The 22,997-nt window shown below is 41.9% G+C and carries 17 protein-coding genes and 1 tRNA gene; 9 read left to right on the top strand and 9 right to left on the bottom strand.

What is annotated here, in order from left to right; all coding sequences use genetic code 11:
* The first annotated feature begins 79 nt into the window (after positions 1-79).
* The 3 genes from AC59IL_RS36995 to AC59IL_RS37005 all read left to right on the top strand — a co-directional run bounded on the left by AC59IL_RS36995 (position 80) and on the right by AC59IL_RS37005 (position 6,426).
* Positions 80-1,768 carry a serine hydrolase domain-containing protein gene (locus tag AC59IL_RS36995; protein ID WP_496557287.1) on the top strand — a complete coding sequence of 563 codons (1,689 nt, stop codon included), beginning with the start codon at positions 80-82 and terminating at the stop codon, positions 1,766-1,768.
* 208 nt (positions 1,769-1,976) lie between these two features.
* Positions 1,977-3,092, top strand: a complete 1,116-nt coding sequence (locus tag AC59IL_RS37000; RefSeq protein ID WP_496557288.1) for a Gfo/Idh/MocA family protein — start codon at positions 1,977-1,979, stop codon at positions 3,090-3,092.
* Between the two features lie 985 nt (positions 3,093-4,077).
* Complete coding sequence (locus AC59IL_RS37005; RefSeq protein WP_496557289.1) at positions 4,078-6,426, top strand: T9SS type A sorting domain-containing protein; 2,349 nt, start codon at positions 4,078-4,080, stop codon at positions 6,424-6,426.
* A gap of 128 nt (positions 6,427-6,554) precedes the next feature.
* Here AC59IL_RS37005 and AC59IL_RS37010 read toward each other — a convergent pair whose 3' ends face one another.
* Positions 6,555-7,523: a purple acid phosphatase family protein gene (locus tag AC59IL_RS37010; protein ID WP_496557290.1), complete on the bottom strand. Its 969-nt coding sequence runs from the start codon at positions 7,521-7,523 to the stop codon at positions 6,555-6,557.
* Between the two features lie 107 nt (positions 7,524-7,630).
* Between AC59IL_RS37010 and AC59IL_RS37015 the strand changes: the two genes are divergently transcribed.
* The 6 genes from AC59IL_RS37015 (at position 7,631) to AC59IL_RS37040 (ending at position 14,659) form a co-directional block, all read left to right on the top strand.
* Positions 7,631-8,308 (top strand): response regulator transcription factor, encoded by a 678-nt coding sequence (locus AC59IL_RS37015; protein WP_496557291.1) that lies wholly within the window; start codon positions 7,631-7,633, stop codon positions 8,306-8,308.
* Positions 8,305-9,567, top strand: a complete 1,263-nt coding sequence (locus AC59IL_RS37020) for a sensor histidine kinase (protein ID WP_496557292.1) — start codon at positions 8,305-8,307, stop codon at positions 9,565-9,567. The genes AC59IL_RS37015 and AC59IL_RS37020 overlap by 4 nt, the downstream gene beginning before the upstream one ends.
* Positions 9,568-9,624: 57 nt before the next feature.
* Positions 9,625-11,799, top strand: coding sequence for a TonB-dependent receptor (locus AC59IL_RS37025; RefSeq protein ID WP_496557293.1), 2,175 nt, complete (start codon positions 9,625-9,627; stop codon positions 11,797-11,799).
* Between the two features lie 547 nt (positions 11,800-12,346).
* On the top strand, positions 12,347-12,820 hold the full coding sequence (locus tag AC59IL_RS37030; RefSeq protein ID WP_496557294.1) for a hypothetical protein: 474 nt from the start codon (positions 12,347-12,349) through the stop codon (positions 12,818-12,820).
* Between the two features lie 205 nt (positions 12,821-13,025).
* Positions 13,026-13,109: transfer RNA gene (locus tag AC59IL_RS37035), tRNA-Leu, on the top strand.
* A gap of 440 nt (positions 13,110-13,549) precedes the next feature.
* Positions 13,550-14,659, top strand: coding sequence for a site-specific integrase (locus AC59IL_RS37040; protein ID WP_496557295.1), 1,110 nt, complete (start codon positions 13,550-13,552; stop codon positions 14,657-14,659).
* A 66-nt stretch (positions 14,660-14,725) separates the two neighbouring features.
* Here AC59IL_RS37040 and AC59IL_RS37045 read toward each other — a convergent pair whose 3' ends face one another.
* From AC59IL_RS37045 to AC59IL_RS37080, 8 genes are all read right to left on the bottom strand, one after another.
* Entirely contained in the window at positions 14,726-15,931 is a 1,206-nt protein-coding gene (locus AC59IL_RS37045; RefSeq protein WP_496557296.1) for a hypothetical protein, read from the bottom strand.
* Positions 15,932-16,157: 226 nt separating this feature from the next.
* Complete coding sequence (locus tag AC59IL_RS37050; RefSeq protein ID WP_496557297.1) at positions 16,158-16,391, bottom strand: hypothetical protein; 234 nt, start codon at positions 16,389-16,391, stop codon at positions 16,158-16,160.
* Positions 16,392-16,422: 31 nt separating this feature from the next.
* Complete coding sequence (locus tag AC59IL_RS37055) at positions 16,423-18,192, bottom strand: hypothetical protein (protein WP_496557298.1); 1,770 nt, start codon at positions 18,190-18,192, stop codon at positions 16,423-16,425.
* 11 nt (positions 18,193-18,203) lie between these two features.
* A complete protein-coding gene (locus AC59IL_RS37060; RefSeq protein ID WP_496557299.1) occupies positions 18,204-18,518 on the bottom strand; it encodes a hypothetical protein in 315 nt (104 codons plus the stop codon).
* Entirely contained in the window at positions 18,518-19,573 is a 1,056-nt protein-coding gene (locus tag AC59IL_RS37065; protein ID WP_496557300.1) for a DUF7192 family protein, read from the bottom strand. The genes AC59IL_RS37060 and AC59IL_RS37065 overlap by 1 nt, the downstream gene beginning before the upstream one ends.
* Complete coding sequence (locus AC59IL_RS37070; protein WP_496557301.1) at positions 19,573-20,778, bottom strand: AAA family ATPase; 1,206 nt, start codon at positions 20,776-20,778, stop codon at positions 19,573-19,575. The genes AC59IL_RS37065 and AC59IL_RS37070 overlap by 1 nt, the downstream gene beginning before the upstream one ends.
* Before the next feature lie 9 nt (positions 20,779-20,787).
* Complete coding sequence (locus AC59IL_RS37075) at positions 20,788-22,692, bottom strand: DNA methyltransferase family protein (RefSeq protein ID WP_496557302.1); 1,905 nt, start codon at positions 22,690-22,692, stop codon at positions 20,788-20,790.
* Positions 22,693-22,710: 18 nt separating this feature from the next.
* Complete coding sequence (locus AC59IL_RS37080) at positions 22,711-22,986, bottom strand: hypothetical protein (protein WP_496557303.1); 276 nt, start codon at positions 22,984-22,986, stop codon at positions 22,711-22,713.
* Positions 22,987-22,997: the final 11 nt, after the last annotated feature.

The raw sequence follows: 22,997 nt of genomic DNA on the forward strand, positions 1-22,997 counted from the left end.
CCGGTAATACCATAACAAAAAGTTCGGTATACTTTTATAGGAATAAAATAGCTTTTCTGTAATCACAAATTTGTATGGTATGAAAAGGCCGGTAGCCAGGTCATTGTTTTTATTCCTGTTTATTATTGTATCAATAACCAACGTACATGCACAGGCATTGCCCGACTCTATTATAAAAAAGATTAATGCGGTTTTTGCGAAATGGGATAATAACTATAGCCCCGGTTGCGCGGTAGGCATTATTCGAAACGACTCACTCATTTTTGCCAAAGGTTATGGAATGGCCAACCTTGAATATGGCGTTCCCATTACGCCGGAAACCATTTTTCATATGGCTTCGATATCGAAGCAGTTCACCGCCTTCTCCATTGTATTGCTGGCCAAACAGGGTAAACTGCAACCCGATGATGATATTCATAAATACCTGCCCTGGTTTCCCGATCTGAAAGAAAAGATCACCATCAGGCATCTGTTAAACCATACCAGCGGCATACGCGACCACTGGCAATTGCTGACCACATCAGGCACCGGAATGAGCGATGTAATTACGCAGGAACATATTATGAAAGTATTGTCTAAACAACAGGCGCTGAATTCAAAACCCGGTGAACGATACAATTATTCAAACAGCAATTTTGCCCTGCTGGCCGAAGTGGTGCGGAGTATTACCGGACAAACCCTGCGACAGTTTACCGACTCGGCTATTTTTAAACCGCTGGGCATGACCAACACGCATTTTCACGATGATTGCACCGAGATCGTTAAAAACCGTTCCTACTCCTACAGCCGGCAGGATAATACGCATTTTGCCAACAGTATATTAAGCTATTCCAATTCGGGCGCCACCAGTTTGTTTACCAATATCACCGATATGAGTAAATGGGTCATCAACTTTTATGATCATACAGTAGGCGATCAAAAAGATTTTGACCTGTTAACCACAAAAGGCAAACTGAACAGCGGCCGTGAAATAAATTATGCGTTGGGTATAATTTCTGATAAATATAATGGCTGGAGAGAATTTATGCATGGAGGCGCCGATGCCGGGTACAGGACCTTTTTAGCGATTTTTCCCGATAAAAAAATGGGTATTGCCGTATTTAGTAACCTCGGCGATGTTAACACCACAAAATGTGCAAACCAGATCGCCGCTTTGTTTATAACCGATACCACGGTAAAAAAGTTTGCCGAAGCACCCAAACAGACCGACAGCAGCATAGCCGATTTAAGAGATACGCTTGCCATGAAAAAGTTCGCCGGTGGGTATATAGGTGACGAGGGTTTACAAATTGATTTCAGGTTAGCCGGCAAAAAAATGTTTGCAGAACTTTATGGCGACAGACTGCTTTTGGTAAAAGATAATAAGGATACCTTTTCGATGATTTCGGACCCTAAAGTGAAATTTTCATTTAATATAAAGCCGGGCGGCGATACTACGGTGTTTGTCGACGATGGAGGCGACAAACGGCTTTTAAAAAAATACCAACCTTTAGCATCGTCAGATGAGATACTGAAAACGTATGTGGGTACTTATTATAGCCCCGAATTAGAGTGCCGGTATAAAATTGAATTGAAAGATCACAAACTGGTTCTTACCAATAGCAAATACAACGATTCGCCGCTCACGCTGGCCGGCCCGGATCATATTATAACCGAATATTGGTGGATGCGCCATTTACTCGTAACGCGTAATAATAAAAAACAAATGACCGGGTTTGAGGTGAACAGCGGCCGGGTATTGCATTTGCAGTTTAATAAAATTGAGTAAATTATCGGGCAAAGGCCAGATTAAAGATTTTGGTTTCCCGCAAAGGCGCCAGGGCGCAAGCATTTTCTTAGCATTCTTAAAGATCGCGAAGCGATCAACTTTGCGGCTTTGCGTATTTGCGCGAGACATTCTTAATTCAATAATATTGATTCATTGACCCTTGCCCTGATGGCAGGCAGGTTCACCATTCACCAAAAAACTTTCATCCATGAATTCGCGTCGCAACTTTTTACAGCAACTGGCAGCATCGGCCATGGCCTTTCCGTTAATATTGCCCGATGATACCGTTAAAGGTTATCCATCTATCAATGAACCGGCCGATGGTCCCACGCTTCGTGTGGCCATTATGGGGCTGGGCAGTTATGGCACCCGTGTGGCCGAAGCCATGCAGGCCTGCAAGCGGGCGAAGCTAACCGGTGTAATCAGCGGCACACCCGCCAAGATCACCAACTGGCAATCGAAATATGGCATTTCCCCGGCCAATTGTTACAACTACGAAAATTTCGATCGCATAAAAGATAATACTGATATAGATGCCGTATATGTAATTACACCCAATGCCCTGCATCATGATTATGTAATACGTGCCGCCAAAGCGGGCAAGCATGTTATTTGCGAAAAACCGATGGCGGTAAATGCAAAGGAAGGGCAGGAAATGGTTGACGCGTGTAAAAAGGCGAAGGTGAAACTGCTGGTAGGGTACAGGATGCACTTTGAACCAAAAACGCTTGAGATCATACGCATGCGAAAGGCCGGTGAGTTTGGCAAAATATTATTCTTTCAGGGATTAAGCGGTTTTACCATCGGCGACCAAAATCAATGGCGGTTGAACAAACAGTTATCGGGCGGCGGCGCCATGATGGATATAGGTATTTATTCAATTAATGGTTCGCGTTATATGACCGGTGAAGAACCTGTTTGGGTTACTGCCGAAGAAACCAAAAACAATTCCGGTAAATTTAAAGAAGGAATAGATGAGACCATTCAGTTTCAGTTAGGCTTTCCCGGTGGTGCGGTGGCTTCGTGTTTATCTACCTACAGCATGAATAATCTTGATCGCTTTTTTCTGAATGGCGAAAAAGGCTTTGCCGAATTAATGCCGGCTACCGGTTACGGACCCATTCAGGGCCGTACGCATAAAGGCGAATTAACACAACCGCATATAACGCATCAAACCATACAAATGGATGAAATGGCAGCGATCATACTCGATGGTAAACAGCCCGTAGTTCCCGTTGATGGGGAAGAGGCTGTGAAGGACCTGGCCGTCATCGATGCCATTTACCAGGCCGTAAAAACCGGCAAACGGGTTGATTTGAAGTGATCATAAAAAAATAATATGTTTTATTTTATATGTTTATCTGTTTTGCGGTAAGCTAAAAGTATATAAGGTTTTCCGTTATGATAAAATGATGCGGTTCATTGATGAATAGGTGATAATTTAAAGTTATCTTGTTGCAGGCGGATTCCGAAAAGCCTTAACAGAGTAGGGAAAACCTTAAAGCAATTATTCTATGGGACTGATTGAAATTATTATCGAAATTATTGAAAATGGTATTGGGACTTCACCTTCGCGCGGATAAGCAGTAAGGGAAGCATAATTAGCTAACGTCGTCCGCCGTTTGGCGGACGTTTTTTTTGTGTTTCGCGCAAAGTCGCGAAGCGACGCTGAACATTCTTGCCTTGTTTAATATATTTAATGCCTTGTTTTGTCAGAGTTTTAAGATCGCCAGGAGATCTTATTTGCGGCTTAGCGCCTTTGCGCGAAACTAATTGCCCTTAACTTAATAGCATTTCTATTCGTGGGGTCTAAATCGAAAAACGCCGCCTGCTTCAGACGGCGTTTGTAATCATACCACTATAGCCTTGTTCATAGGTGTAATATGCAGTTAATAAATTAGTATAGGAAGTAATAGCGGAAAGGTAGGTTATGTAAACCTGATGACGATGCGTGATATAAAATAAAGCCCCGATGTAGAAACACCGCGACTTTTGGTTAAGGCTCTGATTAGTAGCATTATTAAAACAACCGGGATTCAATTTTGACTAAAGTCAACCTGCTTAATTTGATATATATCAATCAGATTATTGAAAAAGATTATGCAAGGTGCTGCTGTGCCTGCACTTTCGTGAATGTTTTAAGCGAGTAGTACGCATACCTGCATGTATACTTCTTTTTAGGCACACCGCCTGTAAACCCTTATTTTTTTGATTTTTGTTATTCAGCAGTTCTTCTGCTGCTGATCATTCATCTATTTTTATTGAGACTGTATACTAACGTTCAATTTCAGGATTGAAAAATCCAACCTATGAAACCATTACACTATTTAATAAGAGTACTGCTCATTTCTTTATCGATAATGAGTGTAGGGCAGGGCATACAGGCCCAGTCGTTACACCTCAACAAAACAGTAGAGAACTATACCGCGGGCGGAGATGGAACAGCTGCTTCGCAGGACGATATACTAATTTATACCATCGTTGTAAAAAATCTCTCATCTTTAAATTTCACAGGTGCGCGATTATACGATAATATCCCCGCAGGAGTATCCTATATAGCTGGTTCCACTACGCTGAACGGTGTGGCTGTTTCAGATGCAGCCGGTAAAATGCCTTATGCCGGTAGCGGAGGACTTATTAATTCGCCTTTGTATGGGGCGGGTATACTGGCTCCCAATGTAGCTGCCACAGTTACCTTTCAGGTTAAAGTAACCGCCAATGGCGGAAACATTTCAAACTATGGTACTGTAGATGCCACTTACAATGGCGTATCGATCATACAAAACACCAACACCGTATTTACCAACCTTACACCCGATAATAACTGTTCGGTTATTTATCAGTCAACGCCCGATCTGGCATATGGACTTCCTCCCACGTATCCTTACCGGAATTTTAAAACCCTGAATACCGCTGACGGTACAGGCGGTCCCGTTTTGTTCGATGGCGCTGCGGGTGTTTGTTATGACGCCCTTACCGGCGCTTCACTGCCGGCAGGTAGTTTGTTAACTTACTCAGCTGCCATTGCCTATGATAAAAACACCAGCAGAATTTACTTTGTAAACAACATAACAGATCCCTCACAGAACCTTTGTTATGTTGATTTAAACGCTTCACCTGTTTGTGCGAAACAGTTCACCGGCTATCCGCTCGAAACAAATACCTCAACGGGGTATAACATCAACCGGATGGCTTTTGCCTCTGACGGATCAGGTTATGCCATTACTTCAAATGGTGAAGACATGATCAGATTTACTGTTGACCCGGTAACCAATATTCCAACCATAACACAACTGGGACCTCTTATTAACGACGCCAATAATGGTATAAATAATGTGCTGAACGAACGTGGTGGTGATATTTTTGCCGATGGCTCAGGTAATTTATACATGATTGTGAATTCAAGCAACATGTATAAAATAAACCCTGCTACCCGGCTGGCTACTTTTCTGGGTTCAGTAAATCCGTTTCCCAGCGCTGCATCCAACGCCATAGCCATCGATGCAGCCGGTAATGTATATATCGGCGGGTCGTACCAGGATGTTTATAAAGTGAACCTGAGTACCATGCAGGCGACTTCCATAGCAGGTTCTTTGAGCAATGTATGGACAAGCGGAGATTTTACCAGTTGTGGTTTTCCGGTACTGGCAAGCGCTATAACGGCCAATAAAACATTCCGCAACATCAACGGAAGTCAGTATGTAACAGGAGGCGATACAGTTGAATACAGCATTGAAGTAACCAATACCGGTAACATAAATGCAGCAGGTGTTAAGCTGTATGATTATATTCCACCATCTACCAGTTATGTTCCCAATTCAACTACATTAAATGGCGATCCGGTAGCCGATGTGGCAGCACTGATGCCTTATTCTGTAACAGGAGGCCAGTTGATCAATTCGCCCGGTGAACAAAGCGGCATCATTAAGCCAGGCGCCGCCAATAAAGCGGTAGTGAAATTTTGGGTTAAAACAGAACCCCTTCAGCAGATCTGTAACCAATCGAAAGTCATGCTGCTTGATGTAGATGGCAATACCATATTTGTAAATTCAAACGATCCTACGCAAACAGGCGGTCAATCGCCAACCTGTTTTTTTACAGATGGTGTATTGCCTTTAAACAACCTGAAATTCAAAGGCGATTTGCAAAATGAGTTAAGTGTATTGTACTGGTCGCTCCCGAACAACGACAATGTGGCCTGGTTTGAAATAGAATATGCCGAAAACGGTGTTTCATTTTCTACCATTGGTAAAGTGGCGGCGCAGGATGCTATGAACAGGGAATATAATTACAGTTATACCGACAAAGCGCATGGGTATGCCGCACTTCGGTATTACCGCCTGAAGATTGTGCAAAGGGGTGGCAGCCATACGTATTCAGGCATCATTCGTATAAATTCAAAAGGAAGCGATATACAGGTATCGCCCAATCCGTTCGATAAAAACCTGCAGGTACAATTGCCATTGAAGTCGAATGAAGCTGTAAGCATACGGCTGATAGATTTTTACGGAAGGGAAGTATTTCGTACCAATGAACAATTGCAGGCGGGCAGTCATTTCATCAATATTGCGGTTCCCGGGCTGGTAAAAGGCATGTATGTGCTGGAGATAACAGCGGGCAATAAACGATTGTTTCATGCGAAGCTGATGAAAAGATAAGTATTTCGCAATATTGAATACTGAATTTTCAATGACAAATGTTGAAGTTGTTTCTATTTCACCATTCTACATTTAATATTCAATATTCGACATTTTTAGCGCCTTCGCGAGAAATTTAAAATCCTGACTTATCGTTTTCTTACATATGAATAAACAACCTTTCCCTTGTAATCGATATACTGCAACCGCAAGGTATCGTTACTGATGGCAATATCGGCAAAGCCAGGTATGCTTTCAGCAAATTTCGTTTCGGCTTTTTGGTTAACATCGTTCACTTCAGATCCGGCGCCGCAAACAAAATAATCAACATAACTGCCGGCGGGGCGCTCGTGTTGCAGGTTGTGGTCGTGCCCGCTTAAATAAGCCTGTACCTTATATTTTTCAAGCAAAGGTTTTAACAGTTCAATCAATTCGCGCGTATTGCCATGGTCGGTACCGCAGGAAAATACAGGGTGATGTCCAACAACAATTTTCCATGGCTCCGTTGCCTTCGCCAGGGTTGAATCGATCCATCGGCGTTGTTTGGCGGTATCCTGCGATGCAACAAAGCGGTTTTCGCCTGAAAAATAATAATAGATGTAAAAAGGATTGGTATCAATAAAAACAAACCGCACGGCCTGATGATCGGGCGTATGCGCTACCCGTGTTGAATAAAACCAGGGCATATTCCAGCGGGGGTTGATGCGGTGATAGGCAAACTCGGCCCATGGCCTGGCATCGCCCTCGTAATCGTGATTGCCCAATACCGGGTACCAGTTATAGTTTTTCGTCAGCTCTTTATAAACATTACTAAAAGATTCGGTCCAGTGCGTATCATAAACCGACTGCACACCTTCCTGATAAAAATTATCACCGGTGGTTATAATAAAAGCAGGATGTTTTTTGGAGGCCCGGGCGATCATTTGACTGGCAACCGCCTGCTGACAGGCGCTGCCCCGCCGGCCCCAGTCGCCCAGAACAAAAAAATTAAAGCCTGTAAATTGAGCCGATGTATCTGCCGTGTCCGTAACTATGTTTACAACCTTTTCACAGCGCGAACGGCAACCCATGCCCAATGCCATCATCCAAACAATAAAAAACCGGTTCCTGATCGTCATACGTTAAAATAATGCTTGCAGCAGTGCAATAGTTATACCTGCTGTTTTAGGGGATTTTTTCCAGATTTTCTTCAGTTTTGATACCTTACTTTGCATAAACAAGGGGTATGAAAGTTCTGATCATAGAGGATGAGCCATCGCTGAACCAGGCCATGGTCAATTACCTTCAGCACCAGCAATATTTGTGTGAGTCGGTTAACAATTACCACGACGCGCTGGAAAAAACAGAATGCTATCAGTACGATTGCATTGTGTTGGACATCATGTTGCCTGGCGGCAGCGGTTTGGAATTGCTTAAACAGTTAAAAGCCAACCAAAAGAACGATGGGGTGATCATCATATCTGCCCGCAACGAGCTCGACGATAAATTAGCCGGCCTGCAGTCGGGGGCCGATGATTACCTTACCAAGCCGTTTCACCTGCCCGAGCTGAGTGCACGCATAGCCTCAATCATTCGCCGTAAAAACTGGCAGGGAAATACCCTGATCCGGTTCGAAGAGATACAGGTAGATGTAATAGCCAAAACGGTTACCATTCAAAACAACGAAATACCACTAACCCGCAAAGAGTACGAACTGCTGGTTTATTTTCTGGTAAACAAAAACCGCGTTCTTTCGAAAAATGCTATTACCAGCCACCTTTGGGGTGATGATGCCGGCATGAACGATAACCATGATTTTATTTATACACATGTAAAAAATCTGCGTAAGAAACTCATACAGCATGGCGCCGGCGATTATATACACAGCGTGTATGGTATGGGGTATAAATTCTCGCTCAAATGAAATTATTTACAAAATATAACCGCATCAGCATTGCTGCCATTATGCTGGTATTTGTGGTGGGCTGTATGGCATTTTATTTTGTAGTACGGTATGTGCTCATCAGGCAGCTGGATGAAACCCTGCTTACCGAACAAACCGAAATTACAGCCTACGTAAAAGAATATAATCGTCTGCCGGAAGTTGTGAATGCCTATAACCAGCGAATTGCTTTTGCACCTGTAAAAGACCCGCTACGGGCAACTACCTTTTCGTCGCGCAAAAGCTATAATGCCGTAGAAAAAGAATATGAATGGATACGCGAACTGGTATTCGGCATCAATGCATCGGGCAAAAACTACCGGGTAACCGTGAGCAAATCGCAAATGGAGACCGACGATCTGCTGCAAATAGTTATACTCACCGGCGCCGGTATGATAGCCCTGATATTACTCACCGGATATGCTATTAACCGCATAGTGATACAACGGTTATGGAAACCATTTTACAATACTGTGCAGCAGGTTGAGCGCTACCAGCTCGTAAATCAGCAGGCCATACAGTTGCCGGTTTGCAATATCAGCGAATTTGATTTGCTGAACCAGCGACTGATGATGATGACAGAGCGGGCGCAGCACGATTACCGCATAGTAAAAGAGTTCAGCGCCAATGCCGCTCATGAAATGCAAACCCCGCTGGCTGTTATTCAAACCCATACCGAAACGCTGATGCAGGATGAACGGTTTTTACAACAGCATGGTTCGGCCATACAAACCATAGAGCAACAGGTTAACCGGTTAACCCGGCTGAACCAGGCTTTGTTGCTGCTTGCCCGCATCGAGAACCGGCAGTTTGTTTTGAATGAAACCATACAGCTCGATGAACTTATAAACGAAAAAACAGATGAGCTTGCCGAACTGATGGCATCGCAAAAGATCATTGCCGAACAACGTATAATGCCGGTAACTGTTAGTTTTAACCGCCACCTGGCCGAGGTGATGATCAGTAACCTGCTGAACAATGCTCTACGATATAATATACCGGGCGGAAAAGTTATTATTGAATGCACGCCGGAACATATGACTATTTCAAACAGTTCATCCTTACCGGCCCTTGATCCCGAAAAAATAAGCCACCGGTTTTATCGTCACCCCCAAACCAGTTTGCAGGGAAATGGTCTTGGCCTGAGTATTGTACAACAGGTGTGTGCTATGGCGGGATATACATTTACCTATAAATATCAGCATGCCATGCATGTATTTTCTGTTGATTTACATAGTTAATTGCTTCAGATTTTATACAGAATTACCCGCTACGTTTGCGCACAAATGATAAGCTGCATGATGAAAGGCTGTCTGATCGCTTTGTTGCTCAGCATCTGTTTTGGGGGAGCCACTGCACAGGAAATATTTCGCGCTGTTGTTAAAGATAAAGCTACTGCACAGGTATTACCAGGTGTAACGGTTACCGCCCATTCGGCTAAGCCGGTATTGAGTAACGACAGCGGACAGATAGTAATGACATTGCCCGCCGGTAAATACACTTTTCAGTTTACACATGTAGGGTACAATGTGGTTGAATTAACGGTTACCCTGCCCGATACCACCTGGCATGAAATATTGTTACCGGCCACCGATAAATCGCTGGAGCTGGTAACTGTAGTGGCCAGTACCCGTAATAATCAGCGAATGGAAAATTCCCCCCTTAAAGTAGAAGTATTGGGAAAAGAAGAAATGGATGAAGAAAACACCATAAAGCCCGGCAACATCGCCAGTATTTTAGGTGATATAAGCGGTATACAAATACAACAGTCGTCGGCCATATCGGGTAATTCGAATGTACGCATTCAGGGCCTCGATGGACGATACACACAAATACTACGCGACGGTATGCCATTGTTCGACGGATTCAGCGGCGGTTTTGGCATATTGCAGATACCGCCGCTCGATTTAAAGCAGGTAGAGCTGATCAAAGGATCGGCCTCAACATTGTATGGCGGCGGCGCTATCGGCGGACTAATCAACCTTATTTCAAAAAGGCCCCGTTACGAACAGGAAGGTATTATAACATTGAACCAAACCACATTAAAAGAAAGTAATTTCAATACCTATATCGCCAAACGAAATAAAACGGTTGGATATAGTTTTTTCGGCGCCGTTACCCATCAGGGCGCAACAGACGTTAACCACGATTCTTTTTCGGATGTGCCAAAATTAGATGCCGTGATCGTGCATCCACGTTTTTTTATTTATCCCGGTAGTAAAACAACCATGGCATTTGGATATACCGGTACTTTCGAAACCCGCAACGGGGGCGATATGCAGGTGATCAAAGGAAACAAAGACGCCATACACCAGTATTTTGAAAAGAACCAAACGGCGCGCCATACCGGAGATATGCTGATTGAGCATACCACAGGCAATGGCAATAAGCTGGAAGTAAAGGCCAGTGTAAGTTCTTTCGACAGAAGCATTACCACCAACATCCATTACTTTAACGGCAACCAGCTGAATTATTATACAGAAGCCTCCTTACTGATACCCAAAACAAATTACAGCATAGTGGCCGGCGTAAATGCAACCGGCGACCGGTTTAAAAAACTGCCGTCTGATTCCGTAGCGTTAAACAATTTCGACAATAATACCCTGGGCACTTTTGCACAGGCAACCGTTAACTTACCCGTTAATACCGTACTCGAAGCCGGTATCAGGGCCGATCATCACAACCGCTATGGAAATTTTATTTTGCCGCGTATAGCCTTGTTTCATCGCTTCAGTGAACAATGGGCCACCCGTTTGGGAGTAGGGTGGGGGTATAAAACGCCTAACCCACTGGCTGTTCAAACTGTAGATTATCCCATTCAGCATATACAACCGCTTCCGCCCGGAATAGAAGCCGAAAAATCGACCGGTTATAATGCAGAGATCAATTATAAAAAAGAGTTCAGCGAAGAAGCATCGTTGTTCATTAATCATGCTTTTTTTCTTACGCAGATCAATAACCCCGTTGTTGCCACCGAACAGGCCAATGAACAGGTTACGTTTGCCAATGCAGGCAGTCATATATTAACGCGCGGTTTCGATACCTATGTTAAGTTAGAAATTCACGACTGGGAATTGTATGCAGGCTATACCTATACTATTGCCGAGCGAAAATATGTAGAGAAAAACCAGTTTATGCCGCTTACGCCACGCAACCGCATGGCCTTTGTGATTGTACATGAAATTCCCGAAAAATGGCGCTTTGGCCTCGAAGGTTCGTATACCGGCAACCAATATCGCGATAACGATTCCAAAACACCCGGTTATATGTTTATGGCCGCTATGGTTGAAAGAAAATTCGGGGATGCCGTTAGTGTGGTGCTGAACTGTGAAAATTTGTTAGACTATCGCCAAAGCCGGCGCGAAGCGTTGTATACAGGTACTATTACCAATCCCACTTTTAAGCCATTATGGGCGCCGATCGATGGCCGTGTAGTGAATTTATCGGTGCGGTGGAACTGGGGTAAAAAGTAACCTTATAGGCTAATTGCCCCAAAGATTCAGGATGTGGAAGTTTGTTGTATTGCAATAACGATTTCTATTGATTGTGCGGGCTTACAGTAAGCAATTATTATAACATCATTTTGTTATTTAGTTAGTTTTATGTAATTTAGTTATAGGTCTTTTCGTACATCCTTTCTTTTATGAATATTTGCTCCTGGTTGCGATAAAGCGCCTGTATTTATAATTCATGTAGTGTAATCCATAACGTGATTATTGAAAAACCAGCCATTATACAGACATCTGCCCTGAAAACTAATTGTTGGTTTCATTCTAAAGATACTCTCCCTCTGGCGAAGTAGCACCTGTTTCGATGTAGTAGCCGGGAATGTAAAAGTTCCTGCAGGGAAGATTTTATTATACAGCAGGCTGCCCGAGTTAATCGGGGCAGCCTGTTTTTTATTTATTGATTTAGGGATTTTGAGATTTCGTGATTGCCTTTAAATCTCAAAATCCCTAAATCTCAAAATCCTTAAATCTCAAAATCCTTAAATTTGTAAACACCCTTAAACGAATATTAATGAAGCATAAACCTTTTATTCCTGTAATTGTAGCTATTGTTTTGTTTCCAACCTGTCTTTTTGCCCAGACGGAATACATAGACGATGCCTTTAAGTATTGCGACAAGGTTTTTACACAGGCTGATACACTGCCTCGATATAAAAATGGCATTGCTGCGCTGGAAGATTCACTTGCTGCGTATTTAATTAAGAACAATGCCATGCCCCAAAAAGGAACCAAACTGTATAGTTTAATTGTTACAGGTGATACGCTGGTAGTGGAAATAAAGAGCAGGATGAACGATAGCGAAACTAAAGATTTGTACATGCAGTTTCTGAATTCCACTTCCGGTCAATGGGTCCCTGCAAAGCAGAATTCACATACAGTTTGCGCCGAGGTATATATCCAGATGCAGTTTGCCGATAATAAAGTGAAAGTCGAATTGTTTAACGGCCCCGGTTTTATCGATGCAAAGCCCCTTCCCGGGAGCTAAGTGGCTGGTTTTCTGCATAGATGGAGGGCATTTTTTGTAAAATAATTCAGCCTAAATTTTTGCAGATTCATTTTAAGCTCTATATTTGCAACCCGAATTAAAAACGGGGTGCTGAAATAGCTCCCGGTTGTGCCGGTTCGGTTCCAGTTCCGGGTACATCAACAAATACGGAAAGATCTTATAAGTTTATTATAAAATCCTGAATGCCCAGGTGGCGAAATTGGTAGACGCACTGTGTTCAGGTCGCAGCGTCCGCAAGGATGTGCTGGTTCGAATCCAGTCCTGGGCACATTATAGCCGTGTAAGTCATTGATTTACACGGCTTTTTTATTTGGTGCTTGTCAAAAATGTGTCATTTTTCGCGCTTTCTACCACTATTTCTGACACAAAATTGACACACCAAATGACACACCATTTCGATGTAGCGGCACTGTTACACCACCAGCACGCACATGTGGATAACTTTATCAAAAAAGGGCCAAGCACACCCTGTTTGACACACCATTTGACACACCCAATGACACACCGTTTTGGCAGTCATAATTCAGCCGAAACGTCAGTACTGACAAGGGTTTCAGAAGAATGCAGAAACAAAATTTTTCTTTCACTTTTTATCACTTTTTCGCACTTCATTTTTTTTGTGTCAAAAACAAGCACGCATTCTGACACACCTGCTTTGAATGGCATATTCATTGAACCCTTATTCTATCATTTTTAAAACCTTATTCTATGAATTTTCTACAAAGACCCAGCAAAAATGGCGACAAGATCACTTTTTATTATGATTATGGTCGCGGCCCTGGTCAACGCCCTTCTACCGGCATTTTTATTTACACCAAACCCAAAGATCAAATCCAAAAGAACCACAACAAACAGGCACTTGCCCTTCTTGAAACCAAAAAGAGCCAATTAACCATCGAACAACAGGCAATAGGTAGCGCCTTTATACCTGCCCATAAGTTTAAAACCAACTTCGTGGATTACTACCAGGATTTTGTTGACAAAAACAGCCGAAAGGGGAACCGGCATTTAATCAATAGCTTCACCCAGTTTAAACTGTTTATCAATAGTGATTTTATTGCGCCTATTGATATAACGGAAAACTTTTGCAAACGCTTCCGGCAATATCTGTTGGATAAATATACCGGGCAAACGCCGTTGAATTATTTCTCCCGGTTTAAATGGGTAGTCAATGCTGCGGAAAGTGATGGTTATTTTCATAAAAAGCCTACTGAAAAAGTCTTTGCAAAAGCCAACCCTTCGGTGAAACTAAAAGACAATCTGGAAATAGAAGAATACTTATCCCTACTTAATACTCCTTGTTTTAATGAAGAAGTAAAAGCTGCATTCGTATTTAGCTGTTATACCGGCCTTCGTTGGGTTGATGTAAAGAAACTGGAATGGACGGATATTCGGGATAATATTTTAACTACTCGCATAATACAGGAAAAGACCGGTCTGCCGGTAACACTAACGTTACACCCCATCGCCAAATCCGTACTTGACAGGCAACGACGAAAAGCCACAATCAGCAACAGGCATAGCAAACGGGTGTTTTATTTGCCAACTGCCGATGGTGCGAATAAAGTACTTGATACCTGGGTTAAAGCCGCCGGAATTGAAAAGCATATTACCTGGTCTTGTGCCCGGTTAAGTTTTTCGATTTTATTACAAGATAGAAATGTGGATGATGCTACTATTGCTTATTTGATGGGGCATGCAACTACAGAACAGGTAAGAAAAACGTATAAAAGGCACAGGCCGAAAAGCCAAATAGAAGCTATTAGCTATTTGCCTTCGCCAGAGCAAATGCCTTATTTTTTAAACTTAGCCAATTAACTTAAAAAGCGGGTTGCCTTATTTGTAAGGCAGCCCGCTTTTAACAAAACTCTGAAAAAGATTTAATTACTTAACGATGCTGTTGGATTGCTTTCTTTCGTAGTATTTAACCGCCTCAATTAATTTTTCGTTATGAGTTACGATCTTAATTTTGGGGAAATGATCTTTTCTTAATTCCTCCACACGCTTAATATTTCGATCAATCTCCCGATCATTGCTGGCAAGAAAAGTAAAATTCAGCTCTGTACTTTTGTAGTCTAACTGCTCATTCAGTCTTTTTCTTCCCGCTCCTTTCCGAACAAGCCGTTCATAGTCTGATAATTGAATTAGCCCATCATTAAATGGCTGCTTAAATCCTGGCTTGCGTGATCTTTTATGCAAAATTGGAAATATGTGGGGCTTTACTTCGGTAATATTTGTAGGTATAACACCAGGAAAAGCAGAAGGTAGCAAATAGTCCGGTTCTTCATATTGCGTCGCATTCTTCATTAAGGCAGGTTCGTAAATAGGCGCTCTGAATAAGTCCAATTTCAATAACCAGGGAGCATTGTTATACAAGCTATGTAACACTCTTTTCTCTGAGTTCACCCTATCATAACGGGTAAGAGTTTTAATAATATGCTCGTATTTATCAATATCCTCCTCCATTTGTAGCCTATCCGATTGTAACCAGTCATATCTTAAAATTTGGGGATTTCGGATGAAACTTTCAGAGAGCAGTTCTGTTCTGCCTGCCCAGTATTCCGGGTCGGTTTTTATTTTTAAAGAGTAATAAATATCAAAATTCTGAGAATACCCGCTCTGCAATAAGTCAAAATCAATTTTTAATAACTCCAGATCGTCAAAAACTTTGTTTCTTGACCTTTTTACTACAGCATTTATAACAGATAAAAAATAAGAATGATTATCGTTGGGATTCCGTTCTACAGTTGCATCAAACCTATGAAAAAAATAATCACTGCTTCTGATTTCTTTATCGTACAGTATAATTGGTAGTGCCTTAACTTTGAAATTTTTATCTGAATATTCAAGTGAGCTATACCGTAACCAATCGACAAGATGTATGTGAAAATTATTATTTTCTAATTTGTTGGCTGTAATAATCAAATCAATATGCTGTTTATTTTGATGCAAATGATTAATAATAAATTCCTCAACCTCTTTAAAGTTTGAGAAAAATATTATATTATCATGCGCTGCAATGTTGTTTTGTAATAAAACATTCCGCAGATAATTTTTATCCTGAGCGTTACAGATAATCACAATTCTCATATACCTTTTATTATATCGTTGTATACAAATTTCATTAATTTAATATAATTGGATGAAAAAACAGCATAAGTTTTTGAACAGGTCAAATCGGTATTAATAATATCTGCCCCCAGGTAGGGAGTAGCCACCAATAAAAAGGGGCAAAACGGGTTTTATACCGTTTTGCCCCCTTTCACATTAGAAAGCTAATTGAAAACAATTCACTGTTGCCGGGCACATTTAGCGATCATTTTGGCTTACCTGACATTTTATTAAAACAGGTTTCGCCAGCCAGCATCTTATCAATATCCTCCTTTTTATAATACCCGTTATTATTCTTATAAACTCCAAACTCTTCACATTTTTTAGCCAATTGTGTTCGGCCCAAATTGGTATATATACACGCTTCCTCTGGTTTTAAAAATGGTTTGAAACAAATAGCGATTGCTCGCATGGCGATTAATTCTTCACGTTTTACCATAAGATATTTTTTAAGGTTTATTTGTAATAGCTTAAGCAGCTTGTACGGTATCAAATATTTCCATTTCGCCTCCCTGATTGAATCTGCCAAATTGAATAGCCTTACCTCGTTCCGGCACTTCAATCACTACATCGACATCATGTTGATGGGTGTTCGGCCCACGGAATTTACCGCCCTTCGTGACATGGAAAACCTCAATAAATGATTTACCGGGATTGCTTGCTTTTAACGTATCCAGATCAGCAGGCGTTAAGCCGAGTTTGCTTACGCTATCAAGGAAAATAAACTGGTAGCCAGTCAGATCATCGGGAAGAAAATTGCTTAATTTAAGACAAGGATGCTGTGCTTTTTTTTCAATCAATTTTTGCTGGAGCGTTTTATGCAACTTTTCTTCCCTGGCAACATATAGAGTATTGCCATGATGGCGTGCCAAATAACCCGCCCAGTCAATACACAAATAACTTTTACCAAATTTTGGCGGCCCATATACCATAGCGGTAAAACCCTCTGCCGGGTCACCGATCAGGTCTTTCCATTTTCCTATAAAGCCCAGTGTGTCAAAATTAAGCTGGGTAAACTCAACACTGCCCATGATCTCGTTATTGACATTTTCAATCGGAACTGCTTCCAGCATTGGCGCATCAATTCCATGTAATGATTTACTCTTTTTATGGCTACTCCTTTCGCAACAGCAGCAACCATCCAATGCCTCCTGAATACCTTCCAATATTGATTTATGTACTTCCAGTGTGTCGTCTTTCCTGGCTACATCAACAAACTTCTGCAAAGACAAATACACGTTATCCAGTCTTTGTGCATAGGGGTCAGCTTTTGTTATATCTCCTTTCTTTACCGCATTTTTCATCAGATCAATCAGCTTCTTTGCTTTTTCTTTATTGATATGCTTGCCCTGGATACCGATATAGCGTTTTAAATAGTTTACCGATAACCTGATTTTTTGAGAACCGGCAATGGTGAGGAAATTTTTAAGCACTTTATCGTTTACCTTAATTTCGACTTTACCATTCATCACGTTATACAGCTTTACCAGGTTCTCCTGTATATAGCTGATCTCTTTTGCATAGGGTGAATTTTTCCTAATCCGCTTTTCAATAATAGCCTTTTGCAGTGCATTAATAAATTGTAGTATCTGAACATCCGTCTTTTCTTTTCCATGCATTAAGGCATACCGCTTAATAAAGCGAACGGCATCATCAACCCGTTCAACCGGTTTTGCATTACTGGTACTTATATGTACCTGTGTAGTCTTAGTAGGGGTAGATTGTTTCTGTTTAGGTTTGGAATTAACAGGCACCCCTTTTTTAGCTGGTAGTTCCTCCAAAATCTCATTATATACACTTTGCAAGGGAAATGAAAAATTTACCTCTTTGTCTTCCAGTTCATCTACTATAATTTTATTGCCCCGTATCATGGCTGAATAACCGGTGCCTGATGAACCCATCATCGATTTTTTCAATTGCTCTACTGAATCTCCTCTTTCTACGTAACCTCTGATTAACTTTTTAGCGGCTTCCCTTGCCAGTTGCTCATTTCCCTGATTTTTACCGGCCTCTTTTTCATTTGATTTTTTTGTTTCCTGTTTGTTAGAAACATAATCAGAAATGTTTGCCATATATTCATCAACGGTAGCTTTTATATCTTTATCAGAGTTATAATATTCCCAGGTAGTATGATTCTCCGTTACCTCTTTTACAAAATCATATCCCTCTTTGAGTTTATCAGGTAAAGCACTCGCCTTTATTTGCTTTACTTTTTCAAAGTAATTCTTAGCTGTGATCATAGGATATATTTTTAAACTTTAGCTAATTTCCATTTTAGTTGCAGTGCTTTTGCCCGTAACGCCATAAGTTTTACCTTATCCACCTGCCCTGCTTCCAACCTGCTTTTATATTGCTGATAGATTTTAGCGCACACAACGGCATCCGCTTTTACCAATACTTCCAACCACTCGCCCTGCTCGTCCGGTGCTTCCTGCTGCCAAGATGCAAACGCATGCTCATATTTTTCAATCAGGGTTTGAAGCGTAACCGGAAGCATTGCGGGATCTATTTCAGCCCGCTCTAAAAACTCATAAAACCGGGGGCGATATAAAGGGCTTTCATTCATTATTGCGTTAACTTTTCTGCTAAATCACTAATAGTTTCATTTACCTTTTGTATAGCCGCTGATTCGGAAAAAGTGCGGCCAAAATAATACCGGTGCTGTGCCATTGAATTGTTAGCTGCATAACCAGAGGTTTCCAATATTTTTTTCAATTGCTCCCCATCAGCGCCATAAAGTATAACCGGCTTTGTACCAAAATGATGCGTTACGGCTAAAATGCCTTTAAAACCATCATACCGATAAAAGCGGGGATCGGAAGATAAAAGCGCCACCACATTTCTATCAAGCGTTTCATCATAGTTTTTCACAGGAACGATGCAGGCATAATAAGGGTCGCGGTTAGTATTTGGCGAGGTTCCAATCACTACATTAATCCTCACTTTAATGCGTGCCTTTGTAAGTAGTTCTGAAATTATAATCGCGGTTATGCCGCTGTATAAAAATTCCTCCGCAGTAACTTCTGATGCGCCGCCACAGCTTAAAAATAATTCCACTGCATTTTTATCTTTTGGGGCATGCGGAAAATAGGCGAATACATTTTTATTGGTAGTACGAACCTTCGGTTTGCCATCCGGCTTTTGTTCCCAGCGTTCCATAACGGCAGAACCATCTTTAATCAGTTCAAAATCTTTTTTGCCTTTCCGAACTTCCTCTGGCTCCACCACCTTTTGCAAGGAAGGACTGTAGAACTCCTTCAGCCGGTACATACCCATTGCCGCGCGGTCAAACATAAAAACCCCTAATCCCATAGCATTATAATTGACTTTTTTAGCTTTTATTCTGTTTTTAATATTGAGAGAAAGTCCATGCTCGACCTTGTTATATAACTGTTCAATCAACGCCGGATTTTTATATTCTGTAATGCCTGCCTTTAGTTCAGCCAGGGTTGTTCCTTCACCAAACCACGCCTTTTCAGTTTTAATCAAGAGCTGAACATAGCTATCACTGATCGAGGCAAGATCAGGCGGGTTAATAGCTTCTATGGCGGGTATTTGACTATTAACCCACCCTTTATAATCCAACAGGTTCTTAAAATCATCTTTTATAAAAGCCCGCATTAGTATACCAGTTTATTTGTATTAAAGCCCCGGTACTCATAATGTGTAAATATTTCCTGATACCGGATTTTGTCTTTTATGTTTTTTTGCTGCACTTCGGTAAATGTGGAGAGGTAGCTATCTACAGCGGCCTTAAAGGTTTTGCCCTCATTGGCTTTTACCCCATCCTTACCTTTACTATTATTACGCTGCATTTCCAACAGATAAGTATCCCGCGCGTTTTGCATAAAGCGAAGGGATAACTGCGCCTCATACTTTAGTTCTTCAATGGCTGAGCGCATTTTGTCGCAGACACTCCAAAGCATATCATTTTGAATGATCTGCCTTTCAATAGCAGGATTCTTTTCAACAAAATAAACACTGCCGCTAAACCTGTCTAATAAGGAAAGGTCTTGCTTGTTATTGGCCCCATAGCTCATACTTTCTTTGTCAGGATAAATATTACCTGTAGCAATACAGGCAAAGTTGTTGTGCTTTGAAAAACTTTCCTTGCGGGCATTGAAAATAACCGCATTGGGAATTTTGGTCTTAGCCAGTGCGTCATTGAACAAACCTGCTGTGTTGGGGTCGATCTTGGGTAGCTCGTCGAGTATCAGCACATAACCGTGGTGCCATGCTTCAATGAGTTTACCTTCCACATAACCGTCCATTGTTTGGCCTCCAATAATTTCCGTGGGGCTTGTCCATTGGGAACAGTTTATAATGATATGTTGCCTACCCAATGCTGCTTTTGCCAGCAGATTTTCGGCCAGATAGGTTTTTCCTGTACCGGCACCGCCAACCAGAAACACGTTATTTCCCATTACCAGGTCATCTACCATATTCTGAAAATCATTGATCTCCGGCTTTTGAAAACTTGGGGGAGTGACCCGTGGCAATTCATAGCGGATTATCTGTGGGGTTTGGCTTTTAAGGGCCTCAAACAGCTCGTTAAAACTTTCTATTAAATCAGGCGACACAGAAGGTTTGCTGTTCCTGCGTGTCTTTGGCCTTGAAGCTACAACTGCACTGGTATCATCGCTTGTTGTTGCGGCCTCATCTTCCTTTTCCAAATCCAGTTGCTCCGCCAGCAGTTTATCCATCTCCAAAGCGGTTTTGTTCTCTACCGTAAACCCTTTGCTTAATTTTTCAATCATCTCATAGCGTTTACGAGTGTCCGCATCCCGGCCCGCAATAATATCCTTGTATTTTACTATTGAGTACATGCAAAAAGTTTATTTAAAATCCAGTATATCTACATCATGCTGTAAAGCCCATGCCTTGCGACGAAACTCCTGTAGCTTATCCTGATTAACCGTTGGAATGCCTTCAACCGGACGCAATTTTCGTTTGCGTTCCAGTTCCACCCGCATTTTAAGTAGTTCCAGTTCAGCTTCTGCTTCGAGTTGCAAAAGCTCCATATCTTCGTTCTCGCTGTTTGTAGTTGTAGACATATTTGATTGATTAGAAGACTTGCCGGAAATGACCGGACTGCCATCGGCATTAATAGCCACAATACGAACATTTACTCCTGTGGAATTAAAAGCATTTTTAAAAGCCTCTTTTATTGGTTCACTGATAAAAGCATTCTTTTCCTGTAATAATTTTCTGAAAGCAACATCCTTTTTAAATTGACGGAAAAAAACACCTTCACCCATGATCGCTACCAGTCGGCCATCAGGTTTGAGCATTTTGAGTGCATGCGTAACATGATCTACATCCTGGCTGTTTTCAAAAGGCGGGTTCATTATAATACGATCTACCTGGTATTTATCAGGTTCAATTGTTAAAAAATCATCCCGCTCATAATTATATCCCTTCAACCCAATAATCTGCGTCAAACTGGAATTAATTTCTATCGCGTATAAATTTGGACGAATCGAAGGGAACCGGTTGGTAATTGCATCCAGAATATCCCCCTTACCGGCTGATGGCTCCAATACAGAATGATTTGACCGCAGATCAGCTAAATCAAGCATCCGTTCAATTAAAGGCTGTGGTGTAGGAAAAAAGCCAGGAATGTTCATTTGCCAAACCTGGTCTTCCAGTTCCTGTATCTGCTGCTGTTGCTCTGAATGCTTTTGCCCGGATGAACCTGATGCCTCTTGCATCAACTCACTCTTTTGCCCCTCTGCTAAACTCCATTCATACACGCTGGTAATTCCCAGTCTTTGCAGGGCTTCTTTGTTTCGATCAAACATACCCTGAATGCTGTCCTGGCTCCATGAATGTTTTACAGCATGGCCATATTGATTGAGCAAGCTCACCTGGGATTTGGTGCGAATATTTTTTAAGAAAGGATAGTTCTCAATGCTGCCAGTTCGGTGTGCATCAGCAAGCCGGTAAAGCACACGTTGTATTTCCTGTAGCCGGTACCCGTCTTCGCGCATACCAGCAGCAATGCGGCGGCGCCGGGCCGTGGGGCGCTGGCGTGAAGTAGCAGAATTGATTTTGGCATCGATTTCTTTTTGCATTCCATCTGCCAGCAGTTCCAGTTTATCAGCAATGGCCTGGCTGTCATCCTGATTACTGGCAGGTTCATTACTGGTAGATTCTTCACCTCCTGGTTCATCTTCACCTACCGCCACGTTATAGTATTTTCTGAAATAAAGCTGATCACTGTTTATAAGGTCTTGAACATTAAATGCCCGTTCCAAATAACTTTTGGAGTAAAAATATTTAGGTGGTTCCACCTTCACCCAAAACTCAGTACGCTCTCGAAAGCTGTCATAATCCCCACGATTTCTAACTTTTGCCCAGAAGTTCCGTTTTTCATATTGGGTGGTATCTACTTCAACTTCTTCATCCACCCATTTTTCTGCAAGCGCACGTGATTTAGCATTATCAATAGCGTACCACATGGTTTGCCGTTCTGAAAACTGAAAATCATGATCTTTAAGCACCTGTCTTACGGGTTCTGTTGGCCTGGCTGTTCCAAAACGTATCTCAATACCGTCGGGCGCTTTTTTACCATTTTTATAAGTACGGGTAGTGTTGAAAGTGATCTCCGGCTTTTGTTTAACTATTTCACCCAGCAGTTCATCTTCATAAAAGGGGGGAATAGTGTCGCCACGAGCTGTACTATTTATATGTACATCACCTTTTATAACAATCTTGATATTATGAGCTACACTATTCACCCGATTTGCTTTTGAGCGTTAGTCAATAATTCTTTTTCCCAGCTTGCGGTGGTGAGCCAGAATGGCTTTTTGCAGGGCTTTAGGCAAGTTTCTTTTTTGTTTGGCAGTAAGCTGAAACGTTTCATTTGCCCCATACATGCAACCACGGTTTAACCGTTTCTTCTTTTCCTTTTTTCCTTCATGGCTGAGTATGCGTCCTGCACTTGCACTGCCGGTAGTAGCAAGCAAATGCCCCGCTTCGCTGATACGAAACGTTGGCCGACAGTTGCGTGACGATCTTTTTTTTGATTTCATGGATTAAAAAT

The organism is Niastella sp. sgz303648, assembly GCF_059587045.1.